This window comes from Pseudomonas sp. MB-090624 (assembly GCF_003205245.1).
Classification (GTDB): Bacteria; Pseudomonadota; Gammaproteobacteria; order Pseudomonadales; family Pseudomonadaceae; genus Aquipseudomonas; species Aquipseudomonas juntendi.
The window spans coordinates 65,707-88,518 of sequence record NZ_QJRK01000028.1; the positions used below are offsets into that span (position 1 = coordinate 65,707).

Genomic DNA, 22,812 nt, shown 5'->3' on the forward strand with positions numbered 1-22,812 from the left:
GCAGCCGAGAGTGGGGTGGTTAGGGAGATATAGCAGCCAGGCGGGAAGCAACCAGATGGCTTTCTGGGTTAATCCTTTTGTAGATAAACCTCAGCGAAGCCCCAGCCGACGGGCCAATCGGCTGAGGTTGGCACGGTCCAGACCCAGCTCGCGCGCCGCTGCCGCCCAGTTGTCCTGATGCCGTTGCAGGCACGCTTCGATCACCTGGCGCTGGTAGCTGTCGACGGCCTCGCGCAGGCCACCCTCGGGCAGGTTGGCTACCGACAGCGGCGGGGCAGGGAGGGGCGTGGCTGCGGCCGCCGGTGCCGTTGTACGCACGTCCAGGTCGCTGGCCTCAAGGGTCAGGATACGTGGCCGGTCGGGGTGTTGGCCCAGCGCCTTGAGCGCTGAACGGCCGATCAGGTGTTCCAGTTCGCGCACGTTGCCAGGCCAGGCATACGCCAGCAGCGCGGCCTGGGCCTCACTGCTCAGGCGCAGGCTGTTCAGGCCCAGGCGCGAACGGTTCTGTTCGAGGAAGTAGCCGGCCAATAGCAGCACATCACGCCCACGTTCGCGCAGTGGCGGTACCTGCAGCGGGTACACGCTGAGGCGGTGATAGAAGTCGGCGCGGAAGTTGCCGTTGCGCACTTCGGCCGCCAGGTCACGGTTGGTGGCGGCGATCAGGCGCACGTCCACGCGGTGCTCGCGGTCCGACCCCAGGCGTTGCAACTGACCGCTTTGCAAAACGCGCAGCAGCTTGGCCTGCACGGTCAGCGGCAGTTCGCCGACTTCGTCGAGGAACAGCGTTCCGCCGTTGGCCAGTTCGAACTTGCCGCGGCGCTCGCCGTGCGCGCCGGTGAAGGCCCCGCGCACATGGCCGAACAGCTCACTTTCCACCAGGGTGTCCGGCAGGGCTGCGCAATTGAGGCTGACCAGCGGCTGGTTGGCGCGGCTACTGGCCTGGTGCAGGGCTTGCGCCACCAACTCCTTGCCAACACCGGTTTCACCGGTGATCAGTACCGTCAGGTCGCTGCCACCGACCAGGCGGATCTCTTCCACCAGGCGTTTGTGGGCCGGGCTTTGGCCGATCAGCTCCTGGTGCTGGCCACTGGCCTGGCGGTAGATTTCGGCGCGGTGGTGTTCGTCTTCGGCACGCAGGGCCAGGTGGTGGATACGCTCGGCCACGGTTACGGTCGCGGCGGCCAGGCTGGCGAAAGCTTGCAGGGCATCCAGCTCCAGGCTCTGGAACTGCCCCGGGGTCAGCGCATCGAGGGTGACCAGGCCCCATGGGCGCTCATCGACCATCAGCGGGCAGCCCATGCAGTCGTGAACTTCGAGCGAGGCCGCGACGGCGGTCACCAGGCCATCGTAGGGGTCGGGCAGCTCGGAATCGCTGGCGAAGCGGGTGGGCTCGGGGCGGCTGAGCAGGATCTGGAAGCGCGGGTGTTCGCTCACCCGGAACCGCCGGCCGAGGGTATCGGGGCTCAGCCCGTCCACGGCCAGCGGTACCAGCCATTCGCCGTCCAGGCGCAGCAGCGCGGCGGCATCGCATGGCAGCAGGCTGCGCATGGCCTGCAACAGGCGGCGGTAGCGCTCCTGGTCGGGCAGTTCGCGGGACAGGTCACTGACCAGTGGCAGCAACGTGGTGAGCAAAGGCTTTGTGGTCATATGGACTCCAGTAGGTCTTTATGACTATACCGCTCGCTGGGTCTTTTTGACATGGTAAGTCTCAACTGATTGATTTAGTTGGAAATTTTAGTTGGCACGATTGGTGTAATGACTTAGGCATCATTTGAAGCACTAGGCCCAGGAGTCACCGCAATGCTCAATGCCGACCAACGTGCGATCATCAAGGCCACTGTTCCACTGCTGGAAAGCGGCGGGGAAGCGCTGACCACTCACTTTTACAAGATGATGCTCAGCGAGTACCCCGAAGTGCGTCCGCTGTTCAACCAGGCCCACCAGGCCAGTGGCGACCAGCCGCGCGCGCTGGCCAACGGCGTGCTGATGTATGCCCGCCACATCGACCAGCTGGAGCAACTGGGCGGCCTGGTCGGGCAGATCATCAACAAGCACGTCGCCCTGCAGATTCTGCCGGAGCACTACCCGATCGTCGGCAGTTGCCTGCTGCGCGCCATCGAGGAAGTGCTGGGCAAGGACATTCCCACCCCGGCGGTGATCGAGGCTTGGGGCGCTGCCTATGGTCAGTTGGCCGACATTCTGATCGGTGCCGAAGAAAACCTTTACCAGCAAAAGGAAGCGGCCGAAGGTGGCTGGCGCGGGACCCGCGAGTTCCGCCTGGTGCGCCGCGAACAGGAAAGCAGCGAAATCGTTTCGTTCTACTTCGCCCCTGTAGACGGCAAACCGGTGCTCATGGCCGAGCCCGGGCAGTACATTGGCCTGAAACTGAACATCGACGGTGCCGAACAGCGCCGCAACTATTCGCTGTCGGCGTTGTGCGACGGCAAGGAGTACCGCATCAGCGTCAAGCGCGAGGCGGGCGGCAAGGTGTCCAACTACCTGCATGACCAGTTGCAGGTTGGCGATACCCTGCAACTGTTCCCGCCAGCAGGTGACTTCACCCTGGCAGCCAGTGCCAAGCCGCTGGTACTGATCAGTGGCGGTGTGGGCATTACCCCGACCCTGGCGATGCTGCAGGCCGCCCTGCACACCGGGCGTCAGGTGCATTTCATTCACTGCGCACGCAATGGTGCGGTGCATGCCTTCCGCGACTGGATCGATGGCCTGGCGGCGCGCCACCCGCAGCTCAAGCGCTTCTACTGCTATGCCGAGGCGGATGGTGGTGCGGCCGATGCCGTGGGCGTGCTGAGCGAAGACCTGCTGGCCGAGTGGCTGCCGCGTGAACGGGACGTGGATGCGTACTTCCTTGGGCCGAAGGGCTTCATGGCGGCGGTCAAGCGCCAGCTCAAGGGCCTGGGCGTGCCGGAACAGCAGAGCCGCTACGAGTTCTTCGGGCCGGCAGCGGCGCTGGAGTGAGGTAGTGGCCGTACCGGCCCTATCGCCGGCAAGCCGGCTCCCACGGGGACTGAGCAGGTTTTGGGGCTTGTAATGTTCCCTGTGGGAGCCGGCTTGCCGGCGATAGGGCCGGTCCAGGCTTATGCATTTCCAGCGGCATGCCACGCATCACACCTTTCTGCCTATATATAAAGGAAAGATGAAAGCACCAGCGCCGCTTTCATTCTTAATCATCCTTTAATCACGGTATCCTTCACTCCCGGGTGTCGAGGGGCTTGCCCCTGCGCGGCGCCCGGGCAGTGGTTTTTTGCCGCCCGCCGTTGAACCGACCTCGTTCTGGCCGGTCTCAGCCACACCGGATAGCCCTGCGCAGTGCTATCACGCCGCTTCCTCGGCACGCTCACAGGCCCCGCTCAGCGTGTAGACTTGCGCCAGGGCAGGCGGACCACGCTGCCACTTTCCATCGAAGGAACCGGTAATGAACGAACAAACATCGCGCCTGAATCGGGAACGGCGCTTTCTGGTGCTGCTGGGCCTGATCTGCATTTCGCTGATCGGCGGCGCGCTCTACATGCAGGTGGTACTGGGCGAGGCGCCGTGCCCGTTGTGCATCCTGCAGCGCTACGCACTGCTGTTCATTGCTGTGTTCGCGTTCATCGCGGCGGCCATGCCCGGGCGCCGTAGCCTGACGTTCTTCGAGGCCCTGGTCGTGCTCAGTGCCATTGGCGGAATGATTGCGGCTGGCAACCATGTGTATATACTCGCCAACCCGATGGTCAGTTGTGGTATCGATACGCTCCAGCCGATCGTCGATGACCTGCCGCTGGCTAAGCTGTGGCCCTTGGCATTCCAGGTCGACGGCTTCTGCAGCACGCCATACCCGCCGATCCTCGGTTTGTCGCTGGCGCAATGGGCGCTGGTAGCCTTCGTTCTGACCGCTGTGCTGGTGCCGCTTGGCATCTACCGAAACCGCCGCCAGGCTTAGACAAAAGTCCCGATTTGCATGGGGTCTTTTACAGGCCGCGAGAACAGGGAAAAGTTGCCGCCCGCTTGATCTGGATCAATCTCAAAGCCTTGCAGCGTGCGGCTTTGAGGCCTGGCAAGCGGGGTGCGACAAACTGTCGCGAAGTTGAATAATCAGTCGCCATTGTTGCAGATTCTGTAAAAGACTGTTGCTCAATAAGTCATAGTCAAGGGTTGGCGACCTAACTACAATCGCCCCCAATTCCCGTTCGGCACTGCTTGCGAGTCGCAGGATTGAAGGAAGCCTCAGCGCTTCTTTTTGCTGACTTCGTCAAGTTTCGCCCAACGGCGATACCGGGCGGACCCCCCTCCGCGTTTTCCCGCACCAAATGGACTTGGTCTGAAGTACAGGCCTGTTGCCTACGAAACCAAAAGCACCGCTAACCCGCTTGAGCCAAGGTCCTGCAGTCAGACCCAGGCAGGAGCGAGTACGGGCGCGACATGCCTCACTTGGCAGGACGAAGTGTTGGCTACCAAAACACAAATTGCATTGAAGCAAGCTGATCTAGAGGTCGTGAGATGAGTAAAAAGCGTTACCCCAGACTGTTTGGCATATTGCCCTTTTTAGGCATGCTTTTACTCAGTGGGTGCAACTGGACCCTGCTCGACCCGAAGGGCCAGGTCGGCATTGAGCAAAAGAACCTGATCCTGATCGCTACCGGGCTTATGCTGCTGGTGGTGGTGCCCGTCATCATCATGACCCTGGCGTTCGCCTGGAAGTACCGTGCTTCCAACAAGGCTGCCACCTACACCCCTGACTGGTCGCACTCGACCAAGATCGAGGCCGCGGTGTGGATCATCCCGATCCTGATCATCATCGCCCTGGGTTACGTCACCTACAAGTCCACCCACAAGCTGGATCCGTACCGTCCGCTGGACTCCGACGTCAAGCCGGTACAGATCGACGTGGTCGCGCTGGACTGGAAGTGGCTGTTCATCTACCCGGAGCAGGGCATTGCCACCGTCAACAAGATCGTCTTCCCGGCTAACACCCCGGTCAACTTCCGCGTCACCTCCGACGCCGTGATGAACTCGTTCTTCATCCCGGGCCTGGGCGGCCAGATCTACGCCATGGCCGGCATGACCACCAAGCTGCACCTGATCGCCAACGAAAACGGCGAATTCGACGGTATCAGCGCCAACTACAGCGGTGCTGGCTTCACCGGCATGAAATTCAAGGCTACTGCCACTTCCCAGGAAGACTTCGACAAGTGGGTCGCCGAGGTCAAGCAGTCGCCGAAGAAGCTGGACAAGGCCGAATACGAAGCCTTGGCCAAACCAAGCGAAAACAACCCAGTCGCGCTGTATAGCGAGGCATCGCCAGAGCAGTTCCAGCTGATCGTAGACAAGTACGAAGGCATGAACCGCGGCCGTAGCCACGAAGAAGCTGGCAGCAAAGATCTGGCCACAACCAAGGGTGTGGAATCGAGTATGCAACCAGCTGCCGGTGCAGAGGAGTAAGAGATGTTCGGTAAATTAAGCCTGGAGGCGATACCCTATCACGAGCCGATAGTCATGGTGACGCTTGCCATGATCGCGCTCGGCGGTATCGCTGTCGTCGGTCTTATCACCTATTTCCGCAAGTGGACCTACTTGTGGAGCGAGTGGCTGACTACTGTCGACCACAAAAAGATCGGCGTGATGTACATCATCGTCGCGATGGTCATGCTGCTGCGCGGCTTTGCCGACGCCATCATGATGCGTACCCAGCTGGCTGCCGCAACCGGTGGCTCCGAAGGCTACCTGCCGCCTGAACACTATGACCAGATCTTCACCGCCCACGGTGTGATCATGATCATCTTCATGGCGATGCCGTTCTTCACCGGCCTGATGAACCTGGCGGTTCCTCTGCAGATCGGTGCACGTGACGTTGCCTTCCCGTTCCTGAACTCCCTGAGCTTCTACCTGCTGCTGGCAGGCGTGCTGCTGGTCAACATTTCGCTGGGCGTTGGTGAATTCGCCAAGACCGGCTGGGTTGCCTATCCGCCGCTCGCAGGCATCCAGTACAGCCCTGGGGTAGGTGTCGATTACTATATCTGGGCGCTACAGCTATCCGGATTGGGTACGACGCTTACCGGCGTGAACTTCCTCGTCACCGTGATGAAGATGCGCGCACCTGGCATGAAGCTGATGGACATGCCGATCTTCACCTGGACCTGCACCTGGGCCAACGTCCTGATCGTTGCATCGTTCCCGATCCTGACTGCTGCACTCGCGCTGCTGACTGTTGACCGTTATCTGGACTTCCACATTTTCACCAACGAGCTTGGTGGGAACCCGATGATGTACGTCAACCTGTTCTGGGCGTGGGGTCACCCTGAGGTTTACATCCTGATCCTGCCGGCCTTCGGCGTGTTCTCGGAAGTGACTTCGACGTTCTCTGGCAAACGCCTGTTCGGCCACCACTCGATGATCTACGCATCGGGCGCGATCGCCATCCTTGGCTTTGCGGTATGGCTGCACCACTTCTTCACCATGGGTGCCGGCGCCAGCGTCAACACCTTCTTCGGCCTGGCGACGATGCTGATCTCCATCCCGACCGGTGTGAAGCTGTTCAACTGGCTGTTCACCATGTACCAGGGCCGCGTGCGCTTCACCCCGCCGATGCTCTGGACCCTGGGCTTCATGGTCACCTTCTCCATCGGTGGCATGACCGGCGTACTGCTGGCCGTTCCAGGTGCTGACTTCGTTCTGCACAACAGCCTGTTCGTTATTGCGCACTTCCACAACGTGATCATCGGTGGCGCGGTATTCGGCTACATCGCCGGCTTCGCCTTCTGGTTCCCGAAAGCCTTCGGCTTCACCCTGAACGAGAAGTGGGGCAAAGCTGCCTTCTGGTTCTGGCTGTCGGGCTTCTACGTTGCGTTCATGCCGCTGTACGCCCTGGGCTTCATGGGCATGACCCGTCGTCTGAACCACTCCGACAACCCACTGTGGGAACCCTACCTGTACGTAGCCGTTGTCGGCGCCGTGCTGATACTGTTCGGTATCGCTTGCCAGCTGATCCAGCTGTACGTTTCGGTCCGCGACCGCAACCAGAACCTGGACGTGACCGGCGACCCATGGGGCGGCCGTACCCTGGAATGGTCGACTTCTTCGCCACCTCCGTTCTACAACTTCGCTCACATGCCTGAGAAAGTTGGCCTGGACTGCTGGCACGAAGCCAAGGAAGAAGGCGTTGCGTACAAGGTTCCGGCCAAGTACGAAGCCATCCACATGCCGAGCAACACTGCTACCGGTCTGTTCATGGGCCTGTTCCTGACCGTCTTCGGCTTCGCTTTCATCTGGCACATCTGGTGGCTGGTGGGCGCGAGCCTGGTTGCAACCATCGCGGTCTTCGTTCGCCACGCTGCACGTGACGACCAGGGCTACATGGTTCCGGCCGAAGAAGTGGCGCGCATCGAAGGCGAGCGTATGAAAGCGCTGGCCAATGCAGGTGCTCTGCCTGCCGGCGCACGTGTCGAATCGTTTGAGCGGGTGTAATCAATGTCCAGTCAAGTAATGCACGGCGGCGCAGCTCATGGTCACGACCATGGGCATGACGACCACCACCACGACTCGGGCCAGATGACCGTACTGGGTTTCTGGCTGTACCTGATGACCGACTGCATCCTGTTTGCGTCGCTCTTCGCCACCTACGCGGTGCTGTCCGGCAGTTTTGCCGGCGGCCCGTCGGGTCACGACATCTTCCAGCTCGACTTCGTAGCTGTTGAAACGCTGTTCCTGCTGCTGTCCTCGATCACCTTCGGCTTCGCCATGCTGAAGATGTTCGATGGCAAGAAAGCAGGTGTGCTGGGCTGGTTGGCTGTGACCTTCCTGTTCGGTGCAGGCTTCATCGCGATGGAAATCTATGAATTCCATCACCTGATCGGCGAGGGCTTCGGCCCGCAGCGCAGTGGCTTCCTGTCGGGCTTCTTTGCCCTGGTAGGTACCCACGGCCTGCACGTGACTGCTGGTCTGATCTGGATGGCAATCATGATGTACCAGATCAACAAGCACGGCATCACGCCGACCGCCAAGACCCGCATGAGCTGCCTGAGCCTGTTCTGGCACTTCCTGGACGTGGTCTGGATCTGCGTATTTACCGTCGTTTACCTGCTGGGGGTTCTGTAATGGCTAACGCACACGACACTCATCACGAAGGTAATCACGGCAGCGTCAAGTCGTACATGATCGGTTTCGTACTGTCGATCATCCTGACCGCGATCCCGTTCGGCCTGGCCATGACCGCCAGCCTGCCGAAGAACCTGACCGTTCTGATCATCGTTGCCATGGCCGTGATCCAGGTGGTTGTGCACCTGGTGTACTTCCTGCACATGGACCGCTCGAAAGAGCAACGCAACAACGTATCGACGTTCCTGTTCACCACGCTGGTGATCGCACTGCTGGTCGGCCTGTCGCTGTGGATCATGTTCAGCATCCACTTCGAAATGCTGGCCAAGTGAGGTAAGACTGCATGTCCGTTAAGCACTTTATCCAAATCACCAAACCGGGGATCATTTTCGGTAACGTGCTTTCCGTGGCAGGCGGTTTCTTCCTTGCCTCGAAGGGCCATGTGGATTTCGCCCTGTTCCTGGCGGCGGTGATCGGTACTTCGCTGGTGGTGGCGTCCGGGTGCGTGTTCAACAACTGCATCGACCGTGACATCGACCACAAGATGGAGCGCACCAAGAACCGCGTGATGGTTCAGGGCGGCATGTCGCTGCCCCTCGCGCTGATCTACGCCACCCTGCTTGGGGTGGCGGGTTTCAGCCTGCTGTATGTCCAGGCCAACCCGCTGTCGGCGTTCTGCGCAGCAGTAGGGTTCGTCGTCTACGTCGGCTTCTACAGCCTGTGGCTGAAGCGCAAGTCGGTGCACGGCACCTTGGTCGGCAGCCTGTCGGGTGCCATGCCCCCGGTGATCGGTTACTGCGCCGTGAGCAACAGCTTCGACCTGGCTGCGGTAACCCTGCTGGTGATGTTCAGCCTGTGGCAAATGCCGCACAGCTTTGCCATTGCCATCTTCCGCTTCAAGGATTACAGCGCTGCCAACATTCCGGTGCTACCGGTGGCGCGCGGCATTCTGGCGGCGAAGAAGCAGATCGTGCTGTACGTACTGGCTTTCGTGCTCGCTACCTTGATGCTCACCCTCGGCGGTTACGCCGGCCTCGGCTACCTGGCCGTGGCAGCTGCCATGGGCCTGTACTGGCTGTACATGGCCTGGGGTGGCTACAAGGCCGAGGACGACAGCAAGTGGGCGCGCAAGGTGTTCGGCTTCTCCATCCTCACCGTCACTGCCCTGAGCGTGATGATGGGTGTGGACAGCCAAACCGCTGCAGACGTGCTGATGACATACGCACGCTGAAATAGCTGCCTGTTTCACGAAAACCCTGGCCATGTGCCGGGGTTTTTTTATGGGTGTTTTTCCTGTTCCGGCCTTTTCGCGGGCTTGCCCGCTCCCACAGGTACGGCGCAGGTCCCAGGGGCTGCGGGTAACCCTGTGGGAGCGGGCGAGCCCGCGAAGAGGCCAGCGCAGGAAAACATAAATCCTGTATTTTCAAAAAATACTTCTGAAAAAATCTAGCAAAACAGGATTTTGTCCTTTACAGGTATCCTGTCTCGGCACTATCTTCTGATCCAGGCCGCCATATCGGCCAGCGTCGCTCGGACGGTTCCGGGCGCTTACGTTCTCAGAGGAAACCATGGCCAACCCAGGTTCGCCGCGCCGCTTTGCACGCATCGATCGTCTCCCCCCTTACGTCTTCAACATCACTGCCGAGCTCAAGATGGCTGCCCGCCGCCGTGGCGAGGACATCATCGACCTGAGCATGGGTAACCCCGATGGCGCCACGCCGCCGCACATTGTCGAGAAGCTGGTGCAGGTTGCCCAGCGTGAAGACACCCACGGCTATTCCACCTCGCGCGGTATTCCGCGCCTGCGCCGGGCCATCGCCAACTGGTACAAGGAACGCTACGAAGTCGACATCGACCCGGAGAGCGAAGCCATTGTGACCATCGGTTCGAAGGAAGGCCTGGCGCACCTGATGCTCGCCACCCTCGACCAGGGCGACACCGTGCTGGTGCCCAACCCCAGCTACCCGATCCACATCTACGGCGCGGTGATCGCCGGCGCCCAGGTGCGCTCCGTGCCGCTGGTGCCGGGGGTGGACTTCTTCAACGAGCTTGAGCGCGCCATTCGCGAGTCGATACCCAAGCCGAAGATGATGATCCTTGGCTTCCCGTCCAACCCCACCGCGCAGTGCGTAGAGCTGGACTTCTTCGAGCGTGTGGTGGCACTGGCCAAGCAGTATGGTGTGCTGGTGGTGCATGACCTGGCCTATGCCGACATCGTCTATGACGGCTGGAAAGCCCCGTCGATCATGCAGGTGCCGGGCGCCAAGGACATTGCGGTGGAGTTCTTCACCCTGTCCAAAAGCTACAACATGGCGGGTTGGCGCATTGGCTTCATGGTCGGCAACCCCGAGCTGGTCAATGCGCTGGCGCGGATCAAGAGCTACCACGACTACGGCACCTTCACCCCGCTGCAGGTGGCGGCCATCGCTGCCCTGGAAGGCGACCAGCAGTGCGTGCGCGACATTGCCGAGCAGTACCGCCAGCGCCGCAACCTGCTGGTCAAAGGCCTGCACGAGCTGGGCTGGATGGTCGAGAACCCCAAGGCGTCGATGTACGTCTGGGCGAAGATTCCGCCAGCGTATGCGCACCTGGGGTCGCTGGAGTTTTCCAAGAAGCTGCTGGCCGAGGCCAAGGTATGCGTGTCGCCGGGCATCGGTTTTGGTGATTACGGCGATGATCATGTGCGCTTTGCCCTGATCGAGAACCAGGACCGCATTCGCCAGGCCATCCGCGGCATCCGGCAGATGTTCCGGGCTGACGGGCTGGCCCGCAAGTAAGGCCATCGCCACCCAAGGCCGCTCCCACAGGGACCACGCAGCATCCGAAAGCTGCGCTGTACCGGTAGGAGCGGCCTTGTGTCGCGAAAGGGCTGCAAAGCAGCCCCAGGATCTTCAGCCGGGCGAGCTTTCCGCCTGCATTCCAAGCCTCAGCCAACCTACCTTCGGCACTCATTTCTCACCGAAGGGATCCCCCCATGAGTGTCTTCACCGCCTATTTCTGCGGCACCGGCTCGCACCGCTTCGACCACGCCAACCCCAACTTCTGGAACGGCGAGCTGGTTTCGACCCTGGCCAGCAACGAGCAGGGCCACGAGTTCGCCCATTGGATTGCTGTGGATGGTCCAGGCAGCGGCAACCTTCAGGATGACAACCTGTTCGTGGAACCTGGTGGCTATTACAACTGGACCGGGCAGCTGTTTGGCCGCGGCTGGGAAGAAAACGTCAACCACGTGCTGCAGGTGATCAAAGGCGAAAGCAACTGGCAGCGCAACGAACTGAGCAAGGAAGAATACGAGCGGCTGAAGCAAGCCGGGGTGCCGATACCGGATGCCGGGTCTGCGGCCTCATGGTTCTGGCGCAACTACAGCTACGGCGCCCGCCACCCCACACCGCAGCAATTGCAGGAGGGCATCATCAGCATGTTCCGCAAGCCGCGCCTGCCGACCCAGGTCAACCTGGTGGGCTGGAGCAGGGGAGGGATCAGTTGCCACATGCTGGCCAATGCCATGGCACAAGACCCTGTACTGCGCGACATACCGGTGAACATCTTTGCCATCGACCCGGTACCGGGCGTTGGCAATGTGCAGCAGCAGCGGGTCAGCCTGACCGGCAACGTGAAGGAGTACGTGGGGTTCTATTCACGGGATGAGCGTTCCAAAGGGTTTGCCTGCGTGGTTCCTGCCGTGGCGAGCACTACACGCATCTGCATCTATCCAATGCCTGGCCGGCACGCCACGCTGGTAGGCAACGCATCGCTTGACGGCGCGGGCGCGGGCAAGGTGTTGGCTGAGCCGGGGTTGATCGTTCGCCACTTTGCCGAAGTCTGCCTGGCCCGCTGGGGTGTGCAGTTGGGCAAGCGCCTGGCGTTGACCGACAGCCAGCTGATGCAGTATCACCAGCAAATGGCGGCGGCAGACGACCAGTACCAGGCCATGCGAAAGGCGTCCTATACCGTGATCACCGAGGGTGAGAAGGACGACCGCCTGGTGCACTGTGGCCAAGCGCCCATGCGCTTCAGCGAGGTGCAGGGTGCAGCCTACGAACCCAGCACGGGCCTGGCCTTGCAGCGCTGGGACGCCGACACCTACAAAGCCATCTGCTAGCGTTGCCAGGCGGCCGGATCAGCGGCAATTTTTTTTGCATTGCCCCTCTATCCAGCCGCCCCTGCTTGGACTGAGAATGGCGCCGCGGGCCAGACCCGATAACAACAACCTTCCCTCCGTGCCATCATGTCCGAATACAACCCTTGCCTTGACTGCGGCGCCTGCTGCGGGTACTTCCGTGTGTCTTTCTTCTGGGGCGAATGCCAGTCTGCCGGGGGCGTTGTCCCGGATGACCTGGTGGTGCAGGTCAACCCTACCCGTGTGGCCATGATCGGCACCGATGCCAAGCCGTGCCGCTGTATCGCCCTTCAGGGCGAGGTCGGCAAAGAGGTGGCCTGTACCATTTATGCCAACCGCTCCAGCCCCTGCCGTGAGTTCGAGGCGTCGTGGGAGGGTGGGGTGCATAACCCCAGCTGTGACGCCGCCCGGGCAGCATATGGCCTGCCACCGCTGACACCGCCTGGGGCCAACGAGCCGCATTGGCCGGATGACGGGGCCGAGGTGGCCTGAAATTTCTCTGGGCACAACGCGAATGATGTGGGAGCACCTTGTGTCTCGATAGGGCTGCAAGGCGGCCCCATGGCATCAGCGGCGCTGCAGGAACTGCTGGGGCTGCCTTGCAGCCCTTTCGCGACACAAGGCCGCTCCCGCAGGGACCGCGCTAACCATCAGGTTTTTTTGAACCTTAAACCTGACCTTCTCACTTTACATACTGCTGCCACCCAAAGTTGAGAAAAGTATTCAGGCAGCTGTTCCATTCGAGCCCTACGACTGATTTGATTTTTTCGTCGGATTTCATGAATTGACTCCTCGGACAGTCGTTCGCCGAATCGATGTGGCTAGGGTCGGTACCGGTATGGCTGGTGGATTTACCTGTGGCAAGGGCACGTTTTCGTATTCGGTCAGAAGTAGGGCAGTTCGGGTTTCAGCCAATCGTTCAGCTTCATTCAAAAATGATAATTCAAGTGCCCGGTTGTCCGCGCTGTGAGCAACTAGATATGATCGCTGCTGCTGATTCAAATCGGCGACAGCACTATAAATTTGTCGATGGATCGCATCGTTTGTACTGTTTATCGCCGCCCTGGCTTTTTCCGCAAATGTTGCCAAGTCTTGAGCCGCTTGTGCGTCTCGTCTCGCGTTCGCATCGGCAAGTCTAGCTTGACGCTTAAGTAATGCTTCACGCTGACGTAACCTCGAAGATTCTCGGAGAGTGGGATTACCTCCGTGGCGACGTTGTAAGGAATTTGCCGGACCAAATGGGGTGCGAGTTTTTCCGCTTGGGTCCGAAAAGTTAATTGGGTCGCCGATGCAATAGCAATAGCTATTGATGCCGCCCAGCGAAAATGGACTTTCTGCGTCCGGCGTGTTGAATCTCATCAATCGACTGTTGTAGGGGCGATGACCATTCCCAAGTAGATAAAGCTGAGACAGCGTGTCTTGAAATTCACCATTGTAGGCAAGGGTCGGAGTCGTTGAATCAGAGACAGTGTGCAGGCCGTAGGCTGTGTACGTCATTTCTGTCTGGTTGCTACGCCGTTTCATTTGTAGGTGGGCGTTCTCGTCGAACAACTGGGTCATCATGATCAATGGCTCCGCCGTTAGAAAACCGAGTTCAACACTGTCTCAGTTTGTGGGCAGTCACAACTGGCATTTTTGTCAAGCCCTGCTGGCATGGTGGGAGCGGGCATGCCCGCGAAAGGATCACCAGCTGTAAGAAGATTCTGAACTTGAAACCAAATGCTTCAGGTTGCCAGGGATTAGGAATTATCCTACGAGCTCAGTCGGATGCCGTCTGATAGGCAAGTAGGAACCTCAGAGATAACGTTCCAGCGTCGCCACAAATGGCGATCGGGTGTGAGAAGCCCGGTGTTTCGAGATGGCTTGCCAGTTATGGCAGCCGTGCGCGTGCAGACTTCGGTCTGGCCGTGAAACCTCGGACACGGTCTTCTCACCTCGCGTACGGCTGCCACCTTATCTGTGAGAAGGATGCGAGTGGTTGCCTCTGAAAATATTTCCGAGATGACTATGAAAAGACTTGTACCTGATACACCCATTACTGACGTTACCTACCAAGCCGCCAAGTCCCAGGCCACCCAGGTCATGGACCACCTCTCCGGCACCATTCTCCAATACCTCGACGCCGAAGCCCCAGCCGTGCGCTCCAGCCTGCTGGAAGCGATGTCAGCCCAAACCGACCTGTTACAAGCCTGCTGGCCCACATGAAAGAGCAGGAGGCCAAGGCATGAGCGACCACCTCAAGTCCCGCACCACTGCAGGCGTGGAGAAATTTCTTGAGCTGTATCGGGTAGAGCCGGGTGTGCCGCTCGACCTGGCATTCGATGAATTGTCGGTGCTGATCGGCTGCATCAAGCACCTGAACGAAGAGGCCGAGATGGAGGGCGACAAGATCGCCGGCAGCGCGGCGCGGATTCTCAGTGCCATGGCCAAGGCGCTGATCAATGATATGGAAGTGGGGTTGAATCGCGGCGCCTGAGCGATTTTTGGGGCCGCTCTGCGGCCCATCGCCGGGAAGCCAGCCCACGGGGGGCGCATCAGGGCTGACAGGTGTTTGCCACAAGGTATGCAGCGCCTGTTAGAGCGAGCGCCGCCCGCGCGGCGCATCGCGAGCTGCGCTCGCTCCTACGTTTGTTTCGGGCCAATTATTCCTGTGGGATTTGCGCGCGAACGCCTTGGCGCATGCCTCAAAATCGCGTCGTAAGCACAAGGCGGCCGCGCGCATCTGGCACAGGGGTTACTGGCCCGAAACAAACGTAGGAGCGAGCGCAGCTCGCGATTGCGCCGCGCGGGCGGCGCTCGATCTCACAGGCGCTGAAGATGCTCCGGCTACCCTTGCCAGAAACCATAGAATCTCCCACAGGTACTGCGCAAAGCTCAGGTGTTGTGTCGCGATGGGCTGCGCAGCAGCCCCGGGATGCCGTAACCTCGCGCTTGACGTTAAACTGTCATCTCCCCAGCAATGGACAGGAGATCCGGCGTGACCCCACCCCGCAGTTTCCCCAGTGACCTCTGCCTCGACAGCCCGCGCCTGCAACTGCGCCCCATGCGCCATGCCGATGCCGCGCAGTGGCTGGCGATCATGGCCGACCCCGAGGTCATGCGTTATTGGCACCATGCCCCTTGGCAAAACCTGGCCGAGGCCGAAAGCGCCCTGGCCGCCGACCGCGAAGCCTATGCCAATGGCGACCAGCTCAAGCTGGGTATGTACCGCCGCGACAACGGTGAACTCATCGGCATGGTCCAGCTGTTCAACATCGACGATGTTTCCCGCCGTGGCGAGATCGGCTACTGCCTGGCCAGCGCCGTGCAGGGCAGGGGCTACATGGACGAAGCGCTCACCTGCTTCATCGATTACCTGGCCAACACCCTGCACATGCGCCGCCTGGAAGGTGAGATCGACCCGCGCAACCAAGGCTCGGCACGCACCCTGGAACGGCAAGGTTTCGTGCTTGAAGGCACCCTGCGGGCGCGCTGGTGCGTGGCCGGTGAGTTGTCCGACTCCGGCATCTATGGTCTGCTGCTTGAGCCCCCGGTCGCCTAGGAATTTGCCCTTTGCCCGTTTTCTACCTGAGCATCAGCCTGCTGCTGTACTTGCTCGCCCTGTTCTTCAACGGCGCGCACATGAATGGCGGGCATCACATGCCGGCGCTGCAGATGCTGCTGTACGGGCCATGGGGCTTGCCCTTCGGCTTGCACCAATGGTTTGCCAACCCGCTGCTGGCGTTGGCCATCCTTGCCCACCGGCGCTTTCGCCGGCTGGCATTGCTGGCCGGGTTGGCGGCGGCTTACCTGGCGGGCAGCAGCTTCGGCATCACCCGTCTGCCGGATAACCAGACTTATGAATTCCATGACCTGAGCGGGTTTGGTGCCGGCTTCTACCTGTGGCTGGCGGCGATGGGCGTGTTCTGCCTGGGCCAGGCCTGGCATTGCTGGAAGGCCCGCAGCGCTGAGGACATGCCCGGTTGGAACTGGCTTGATGTGGCCTTGATTGCGGCGTTGGGTGTGGCGGTTTATGCCGCCACACAGATGCCAGCGCTGCAATTCGAGCCGGGCAAGGTGCTGATGCCGCCGGTGCTACCCCAGACGCTTTGATACCTAAAAGGAGAGTTGGCATGTGCAAGCAATACCTGGCAGGGCTGGCACTGACCTGCGTGCTGCCATTGGCTGTGGCCGATGACTACACGGCGGCGTACGTGCAGTGCATGGACAAGGCCTCCAGCACGGTGGCCATGAGTGAGTGCATCGGGGCCGAGATGCAGGTGCAGGACCAGCGCTTGAACCGGGTGTACAAGCAACTGATGGGCAAGCTGGATGCCGGGCAGCAGAAAAGTTTGCGCGATGTGCAGCGCAAGTGGCTGGCGTACCGCGATGGCAATTGCCAGTTTCATGTGCAGGCCAGTGGCGGGACCATGGCGCAGTTGGAAGGCGGTACCTGCATGATGAGCATGACCCGCGACCGCGCGGCGGAGCTGGAGCGGGTGCTTAGCCCGGGGCAGTGAGTTGCCTGTACGGGCCTCTTCGCGGGCATGCCCGCTCCCACAGGGGTAGTGTTGGGAGCAACTGTCTTGTATTGCCTGGACTGGCCTCATCGCCGGCAAGCCAGCTCCCACAGGGGTTGCGTTAGCTTAGGGCTTTTGAGCAAGACAGTTGCTCCCCCAGGGATTGCACAGGATTTGAAGTCGATGCGATCGAAGTGGGAGATTCTATGGTTCCTGGCAAGGGTAGCCGGAGCATCTTCAGCGCCTGTGAGATCGAGCGCCGCCCGCGCGGCGCAATCGCGAGCTGCGCTCGCTCCTACGTTTGTTTCGGGCCAGTAACGCCTGTGACAGGCGCGCGCGGCCGCCTTGTTTGTACGGCGCGATATTGAGGCATGCACCAAGGCGTTCGCGCGCGAATCCCACAGGAATAATTGGCCCGAAACAAACGTAGGAGCGAGCGCAGCTCGCGATTGCGCCGCGCGGGCGGCGCTCGATCTCACAGGCGCTGCCATACCTTGTGGCAACCACCTGTCAGCCCTGATGCAATCCCTGTGGGAGCTGGCTTGCCTGCGATGGGGCGCGATGCGACCCTGGTTTTACAGGTGTGGCTGGCGCAGTGCCCGGGCCTTGAGGTACTCGCGCACTTCCACGGCATCCCCGGCAAACTCGATGCGCTCGGCCTTGGCTGCCCGCTGGTAGGCATACATCGGGTCGTAGTACTCGTTCAGCAAACCCTCGATCCAGCCCCGGTGCAGGTCCACCGCGCCGCTGCGCTGCTGTTCTTCCAAGGCCAGGCGCAGAACTTCCGATAGCCGTTGGTAGCGTTCGCCACCCAGGCGCTTGTGGATGTTGGCCATGCTCTGCAGCATGCGCTCGGCAAACAGGCGGCGACCGTCTTCCTCGCCATGCACGGCCATAAACTCGGCACTCAGGTTGATCACATAGTCGCGAAGAATGCGTTCCACGCGGTTAGCGAAGCTGTCCTCCAGCCACACCAGCGGATACCGCTGCATGCCTTGGTATAGCTCCAGCGGCAACGTGCAACTGCCGACAATACGGCCTTCATCTTCCAGCACGAACTGCTCGACCCCTCGGGCACGCTTCTTCAGCACATCGATGGCCAACTGGTTCTCGAAATCGATCTGCGCCGGCTGCGCCGTGGCGCGCTTGCCGAAGCTGGAGCCGCGGTGATTGGCGTGGCCTTCCAGGTCGAGCACGTTGTCCAGTTGCTGCAGCACATCGGTCTTGCCGGTGCCGGTCAGGCCGCCGACCAGCACGAAATCGCATTGGGCCACCGCCTGCTGGGTCGTCCCCAGCAGAAAGTTACGCATGGCCTTGTAGCCACCTTTGACGCGTGGGTACTGGATGCCCGCTTCATCGCGCAGCCAGCCCTGCACGATCTGCGAGCGCAGGCCGCCCCGGAAGCAGTACAGGTAGCCCTCGGGATGCGCCTGGGTAAAGGCTACCCAGGCTTGCAGGCGGGCGTGCTTGGTAGCACCGCTGACCAACTGGTGGCCCAGCGCGATGGCGGCGGCCTGGCCCTGTTGCTTGAAGCAAGTGCCGACCTTCTGCCGCTCCTGGTCGTTCATCAGCGGCAGGTTGACCACGCCAGGGAAGGCGCCTTTGGCGAACTCGACCGGCGCGCGCATGTCCATCATCGGCACGTCGTCGAGGAACAGCTGGCGAAAATCGGTGCAGTCGGGGCGCATCAGATCACCTCGACCGCGTGGCTCTGCCGCTCGACCAGCTTGCCGATCGGCGCCAGTTGCAGGCCCAGTTCGGCGGCCACCGCCAGGAACTCTGCTTCACCTTCCGGGGTAACTGCCACCAGCAGGCCACCGCTGGTTTGCGGGTCGCACAGCAGGTGCTTCTGGTCGTCGCTGAGCGTACCGATCTTGTGCCCGTAGCTGTCGTAGTTGCGCAGCGTGCCGCCGGGAATGCAACCCTCGGCCAGGTAGTGGTCGACACTGGGCAGGCGCGGTACAGCGGCGTAGTCCAGGTGCGCGGTAAGGCCGCTGCCTTCTGCCAGTTCGACCAGGTGGCCGAGCAGGCCGAAGCCGGTGACGTCGGTCATGGCCTTGACCCCGTCCAGCTTGCCAAAGCGGCTGCCGGGGGTATTGAGGGTGCACATCCAGTCACGGGCCAGGCCTTGGTCCTGCGCGCGCAGCTTGGCCTTTTTCTCGGCAGTGGTGAGGATGCCGATGCCCAGTGGCTTGGTCAGGTACAGCTGGCAGCCGGCGCTAGCGGTGTCGTTGCGCTTGAGGTGGCGCTTGCTGACCACGCCGGTGACAGCCAGGCCGAAGATGGGCTCGGGAGCGTCGATGGAGTGGCCGCCGGCCAGAGGAATACCGGCTTCAGCGCACACGGCACGGCCACCGCGGATGACTTCGCGGGCGACTTCCGGTGGCAGCACGTTGACAGGCCAGCCAAGGATGGCGATGGCCATCAGCGGGTCGCCGCCCATGGCATAGATGTCGCTGATGGCGTTGGTGGCGGCGATTCGACCGAAGTCATAGGGGTCATCGACGATCGGCATGAAGAAGTCGGTGGTCGAAACCACGCCACGTTCGTCGTCCAGTGCGTATACCGCGGCATCATCGCGTGAGGCGTTGCCGACCCACAGTTTCGGGTCCAGGGCCTGGGTGCCGCTTTCAGCGAGGATCACGTCCAGCACCTTGGGGGAAATCTTGCAGCCACAGCCGGCACCGTGGCTGTACTGGGTCAGGCGAATCGGCTCGCTCATACGTACCTCAGCAGGTCAATTTGTTGCGCGATTGTAGCAAAGCTGGCCTTTGCGCCTGTGCCTCTTATAATTCCTTGGGCCAGCTTCAAGCTTCAAGCTTCAAGCTTCAAGCTTCAAGCTTCAAGCTTCAAGCAAAAGCAAAAGCAAAAGCAAAAGCCACATGCAGGCTGCTTTTGCTTTTGCTTTTGCTTGCAGCTTGCAGCTTGCAGCTTGCAGCTTGCGACTTGCGACTTGCGACTCGCAGCCGCTTTTCCCCGCCATTGAACCGGAGAACCCCCCATGCTCAAACGCCCCCTGGCGCTCGCCGCTGGCCTTGTGCTGTCCTGCTGTGCCGTTGTCGTGCAGGCCGCTGAAACTTTGCGGGTCAGCGCCATCCCAGATGAAGCACCCACCGAACTGCAGCGCAAGTTCAAGCCGTTGGGCGAGTACCTGGCCAAGCAGTTGGGCATGGAAGTGAAGTTCGTGCCGGTGGCCGATTACCCGGCTGTGGTCGAGTCGCTGGCTTCCGACCGCCTCGACCTGGCCTGGCTGGGTGGGTTCACGTTCGTCCAGGTTCACCTGAAGGACCCGACCGTCACGCCGTTGGTGCAGCGTGAGCAGGATGCGCAGTTCACCTCCAAGTTCATTACCGCCGACCCCAACGTGAAAAGCCTGGCCGACCTGAAGGGCAAGTCGTTTGCCTTCGGCTCCATCTCGTCCACGTCGGGGAGCCTGATGCCGCGCTACTTCATGCTCAAGCAAGACAACATCAAGCCTGAGGACTACTTCAGCCGTGTGGCCTATTCCGGTGCGCATGACGCCACCGTGGCGTGGGTGCAGGCGGGCAAGGTCGACGCAGGTGTGCTCAATGCCAGCGTCTGGCAGAAGCTGGTGGACGCCGGCAAGGTCGATACCAGCAAGGTGAAGGTCTTCGCCACCACACCGACCTATTTCGACTACAACTGGACCGTGCGCGGCAACATGGACCCGGCGCTGAAAGAGAAGATCAAACAGGCCTTCCTCGCCCTCGACCCGGCCAACCCGGCGGACAAGGCGATTCTCGACCTGCAGGCCGCCAGCCGCTTCATCGAGACCAAGGCCGAGAACTACCTGGGCACCGAGCAAGCGGCGCGTGAGGCCGGCCTGCTCAAGTGACAGCCTCGAACGCGGCCATCCACCTGCATGGCGCCGGCCTGCGCCACGGTCAGGTGCGCGCTCTCGATGCCGTCAGCCTGCAGATCGGCCAGGGCGAGCGCGTGGCCATCATCGGGCCTTCGGGCGCGGGCAAGTCCAGCTTGCTGCACCTGATGGCCACGGCCGTGCGGCCTGGCAGCGGGCGCCTGGAACTGCTCGGTGAGCAGCCCTGGGCGTTGTCGGTGCGGGCGCGTCAACGCTTGCGTGCGCGGGTCGGCCTGGTACACCAGGCGCCACCCTTGCCGCCGCGCCAACGGGTGGTCACGGCAGTGCTGGCAGGGCGCCTGGGGCAGTGGGGGCTGCTGCGCGGCTTGTTCAACCTGCTGTACCCCAGCGATGTCGCAGGCGCTCGGCAGGTTCTGGCTGAACTGGGCCTGGCCGACAAGCTGTTCGTGCAATGTGGGCAACTGTCCGGCGGGCAGTTGCAACGGGTCGGCATCGCGCGCGCGTTGTATCAACGGCCGCAGGTACTGCTCACCGACGAACCCGTGTCGGCCATGGACCCGGTGCTGGCCGACCACAGCCTGGCTTTGCTCAACCGCCATGCCCAGCGCCATGGCGTCACCCTGGTGGCCAGCCTGCATGCGGTGGAGCTGGCGCTGGCGCATTTCCCTCGGGTGGTCGGTATTCGCGAGGGGCAGGTGGCGTTCGACTGCCCGGCCACTGCGGTCACCAGGCAGATGCTGGATGCGTTGTACGCCAATGAACACCTGGCCTCGCCGCCAACCCCTGGGGCACCCCTGACCGTGCACATTCCGCGATGCTGAATGCCAGCACCCGCGACCCGGCCTTATTGCCGCGGTTGCTGCTGGCCGTGCTGGCTGTGGCAGTCTTGTGGCCGGGTATCCAGTTGAGCGAGCTGAACCCCGGTGTGCTGCTGCAGGCAGAGAACCGGCAGCAGATCGCCCAGTTCACCCGCGCGTTCTGGCCGCCGGCCCACGATGCCGATTTCCTTGCGTTGCTGTACGACGCCACGTTGCAGACCCTGGCCGTGGCGACTGCCGGCATGGCGCTGGCATTGCTGCTGGCGATCCCGGCTGGCTTGCTGGCCAGCCGGGCGTTGTCGTTGCGCGCTGCATCCAGGGGCGGACGGGCCGGGTTCGGGTCACGGGTGGTACGCATGCCTGTGCGCGGGTTGCTGATTTTCCTGCGCAGCGTGCCCGAGATTGTCTGGGCGTTGCTGTTCGTGCGTGCGGTGGGGTTGGGGCCGACGGCAGGGGTACTGGCCATTGCCATTACCTACAGCGGCATGCTCGGCAAGGTCTATGCCGAGATTTTCGAATCGGTCGACCAGCGCCCGGCACATGCCTTGTTGCAGGCGGGCAGCGGGCGCTTGGCGGCGTTCCTCTACGGCATCCTGCCCAATGCCGCCGCCGAGGTGGTGTCGTACACCGTTTACCGCTGGGAATGCGCGGTACGGGCTTCGGTGGTGATGGGCTTTGTTGGCGCCGGGGGGCTGGGGCAGCAGATCGACCTGTCGATGCGCATGTTTGCGGGTGCCGAGGTTGCCAGCATGCTGCTGACCTTCCTGTTGCTGGTGATCCTGGCCGACCTGCTCAGCCGCTTGCTGCGTTGGAGGTTGGCATGAACCGGGTGATCAACCTGCTACTGCTGGGGGCCATCGTGGCGGCGGTAGCGGCCTCGTTTGCCTACCTGCAGCTGGACTTGCAAGCACTGGTCGGCAATGGCGGCCTGGGGCAGATGGGCGAATACGCCGGGCGCTTCCTGCACCCTGACTGGTCTGCCGGGCACCTGAAAGCGGTATGGCACGGGGCGCTGGAGACCCTGGCCATGTCCGGGCTGGGCACCCTGTTGGCGATGGTGCTGGGGATGCTGCTGGCGCTGCCGGCGGCGGGCCGCTTCGGTTGGCCGTTGCAGGGCGCTGCGCGGTTGCTGCTCAATGCCCTGCGCGCCATTCCGGAGCTGGTGTGGGCGGCGCTCACCGTGCTGGCTGCCGGGCTTGGGCCCAATGCCGGCACCCTGGCCCTGGCGCTGCACACTGCCGGGGTACTGGGGCGGTTGTTTGCCGAGGCGCTGGAGAACGCGCCGCCAGAGCCTGCGGCGGCGATCCGTTTGCAGGGGGGTAGCCAGGTGGCGGCCTTCTGCTTTGGCACCTTGCCCAATGTGTGGCCGCAGTTGCTGGCGTACAGCTTGTACCGCTGGGAGAACAACATTCGCATGGCCAGCGTGCTGGGGTTTGTCGGGGC

At 61.8% G+C, this 22,812-nt stretch carries 23 protein-coding genes; 19 read left to right on the forward strand and 4 right to left on the reverse strand.

Annotated elements, in window-relative coordinates:
• Window positions 1–90 precede the first annotated feature (90 nt).
• Window positions 91–1,647, reverse strand: coding sequence for a nitric oxide reductase transcriptional regulator NorR (gene norR / locus DMX12_RS16710; protein WP_110678782.1), 1,557 nt, complete (start codon window positions 1,645–1,647; stop codon window positions 91–93).
• A 153-nt stretch (window positions 1,648–1,800) separates the two neighbouring features.
• On the opposite strand from norR, the gene hmpA reads away from it, so the two are divergent.
• The 10 genes from hmpA (at window position 1,801) to DMX12_RS16760 (ending at window position 12,703) form a co-directional block, all read left to right on the forward strand.
• A complete protein-coding gene (hmpA, locus tag DMX12_RS16715; RefSeq protein ID WP_110678784.1) occupies window positions 1,801–2,976 on the forward strand; it encodes an NO-inducible flavohemoprotein in 1,176 nt (391 codons plus the stop codon).
• 457 nt (window positions 2,977–3,433) lie between these two features.
• Window positions 3,434–3,940, forward strand: coding sequence for a disulfide bond formation protein B (locus tag DMX12_RS16720; protein WP_009685199.1), 507 nt, complete (start codon window positions 3,434–3,436; stop codon window positions 3,938–3,940).
• A 557-nt stretch (window positions 3,941–4,497) separates the two neighbouring features.
• A complete protein-coding gene (cyoA, locus tag DMX12_RS16725; RefSeq protein ID WP_054890292.1) occupies window positions 4,498–5,439 on the forward strand; it encodes a ubiquinol oxidase subunit II in 942 nt (313 codons plus the stop codon).
• Between the two features lie 3 nt (window positions 5,440–5,442).
• Complete coding sequence (cyoB, locus tag DMX12_RS16730) at window positions 5,443–7,461, forward strand: cytochrome o ubiquinol oxidase subunit I (protein ID WP_110678787.1); 2,019 nt, start codon at window positions 5,443–5,445, stop codon at window positions 7,459–7,461.
• A gap of 3 nt (window positions 7,462–7,464) precedes the next feature.
• Entirely contained in the window at window positions 7,465–8,091 is a 627-nt protein-coding gene (cyoC, locus tag DMX12_RS16735) for a cytochrome o ubiquinol oxidase subunit III (RefSeq protein WP_029886722.1), read from the forward strand.
• On the forward strand, window positions 8,091–8,423 hold the full coding sequence (cyoD, locus tag DMX12_RS16740; protein ID WP_003248599.1) for a cytochrome o ubiquinol oxidase subunit IV: 333 nt from the start codon (window positions 8,091–8,093) through the stop codon (window positions 8,421–8,423). Before cyoC ends, cyoD begins: the two co-directional genes overlap by 1 nt.
• Before the next feature lie 11 nt (window positions 8,424–8,434).
• A complete protein-coding gene (gene cyoE / locus DMX12_RS16745) occupies window positions 8,435–9,322 on the forward strand; it encodes a heme o synthase (protein ID WP_029886721.1) in 888 nt (295 codons plus the stop codon).
• A gap of 337 nt (window positions 9,323–9,659) precedes the next feature.
• A complete protein-coding gene (gene alaC / locus DMX12_RS16750) occupies window positions 9,660–10,868 on the forward strand; it encodes an alanine transaminase (protein WP_054911420.1) in 1,209 nt (402 codons plus the stop codon).
• Between the two features lie 197 nt (window positions 10,869–11,065).
• Window positions 11,066–12,193 (forward strand): hypothetical protein, encoded by a 1,128-nt coding sequence (locus DMX12_RS16755; protein ID WP_110678789.1) that lies wholly within the window; start codon window positions 11,066–11,068, stop codon window positions 12,191–12,193.
• Between the two features lie 126 nt (window positions 12,194–12,319).
• Window positions 12,320–12,703, forward strand: coding sequence for a YkgJ family cysteine cluster protein (locus DMX12_RS16760; RefSeq protein ID WP_029886718.1), 384 nt, complete (start codon window positions 12,320–12,322; stop codon window positions 12,701–12,703).
• A gap of 285 nt (window positions 12,704–12,988) precedes the next feature.
• Here DMX12_RS16760 and DMX12_RS16765 read toward each other — a convergent pair whose 3' ends face one another.
• A complete protein-coding gene (locus DMX12_RS16765; protein WP_110678791.1) occupies window positions 12,989–13,774 on the reverse strand; it encodes an RHS repeat-associated core domain-containing protein in 786 nt (261 codons plus the stop codon).
• A 444-nt stretch (window positions 13,775–14,218) separates the two neighbouring features.
• Between DMX12_RS16765 and DMX12_RS16770 the strand changes: the two genes are divergently transcribed.
• From DMX12_RS16770 to DMX12_RS16790, 5 genes are all read left to right on the forward strand, one after another.
• A complete protein-coding gene (locus tag DMX12_RS16770) occupies window positions 14,219–14,416 on the forward strand; it encodes a hypothetical protein (RefSeq protein ID WP_174824176.1) in 198 nt (65 codons plus the stop codon).
• 19 nt (window positions 14,417–14,435) lie between these two features.
• Window positions 14,436–14,687 carry a DUF3077 domain-containing protein gene (locus DMX12_RS16775; protein WP_110678793.1) on the forward strand — a complete coding sequence of 84 codons (252 nt, stop codon included), beginning with the start codon at window positions 14,436–14,438 and terminating at the stop codon, window positions 14,685–14,687.
• Between the two features lie 501 nt (window positions 14,688–15,188).
• Window positions 15,189–15,752, forward strand: coding sequence for a GNAT family N-acetyltransferase (locus tag DMX12_RS16780; protein WP_009681616.1), 564 nt, complete (start codon window positions 15,189–15,191; stop codon window positions 15,750–15,752).
• Window positions 15,753–15,763: 11 nt separating this feature from the next.
• Window positions 15,764–16,303, forward strand: a complete 540-nt coding sequence (locus tag DMX12_RS16785; RefSeq protein WP_110678797.1) for a hypothetical protein — start codon at window positions 15,764–15,766, stop codon at window positions 16,301–16,303.
• Window positions 16,304–16,323: 20 nt separating this feature from the next.
• Entirely contained in the window at window positions 16,324–16,710 is a 387-nt protein-coding gene (locus tag DMX12_RS16790) for a lysozyme inhibitor LprI family protein (RefSeq protein WP_110678799.1), read from the forward strand.
• Between the two features lie 575 nt (window positions 16,711–17,285).
• Here DMX12_RS16790 and mnmH read toward each other — a convergent pair.
• Window positions 17,286–18,398 carry a tRNA 2-selenouridine(34) synthase MnmH gene (mnmH, locus tag DMX12_RS16795; protein ID WP_110678802.1) on the reverse strand — a complete coding sequence of 371 codons (1,113 nt, stop codon included), beginning with the start codon at window positions 18,396–18,398 and terminating at the stop codon, window positions 17,286–17,288.
• Window positions 18,398–19,432 (reverse strand): selenide, water dikinase SelD, encoded by a 1,035-nt coding sequence (selD, locus tag DMX12_RS16800; protein WP_110678804.1) that lies wholly within the window; start codon window positions 19,430–19,432, stop codon window positions 18,398–18,400. Before selD ends, mnmH begins: the two co-directional genes overlap by 1 nt.
• Window positions 19,433–19,711: 279 nt before the next feature.
• On the opposite strand from selD, the gene DMX12_RS16805 reads away from it, so the two are divergent.
• The 4 genes from DMX12_RS16805 to DMX12_RS16820 form a co-directional block, all read left to right on the forward strand.
• A complete protein-coding gene (locus DMX12_RS16805) occupies window positions 19,712–20,566 on the forward strand; it encodes a putative selenate ABC transporter substrate-binding protein (protein WP_110678806.1) in 855 nt (284 codons plus the stop codon).
• On the forward strand, window positions 20,563–21,372 hold the full coding sequence (locus DMX12_RS16810; protein ID WP_110678808.1) for a phosphonate ABC transporter ATP-binding protein: 810 nt from the start codon (window positions 20,563–20,565) through the stop codon (window positions 21,370–21,372). The genes DMX12_RS16805 and DMX12_RS16810 overlap by 4 nt, the downstream gene beginning before the upstream one ends.
• On the forward strand, window positions 21,366–22,193 hold the full coding sequence (locus DMX12_RS16815) for an ABC transporter permease (RefSeq protein ID WP_110678811.1): 828 nt from the start codon (window positions 21,366–21,368) through the stop codon (window positions 22,191–22,193). The genes DMX12_RS16810 and DMX12_RS16815 overlap by 7 nt, the downstream gene beginning before the upstream one ends.
• Window positions 22,190–22,812 (forward strand): phosphate/phosphonate ABC transporter permease (locus tag DMX12_RS16820; protein WP_110678813.1); only part of this gene is annotated, 623 nt, incomplete at its 3' end. The genes DMX12_RS16815 and DMX12_RS16820, both read left to right, overlap by 4 nt.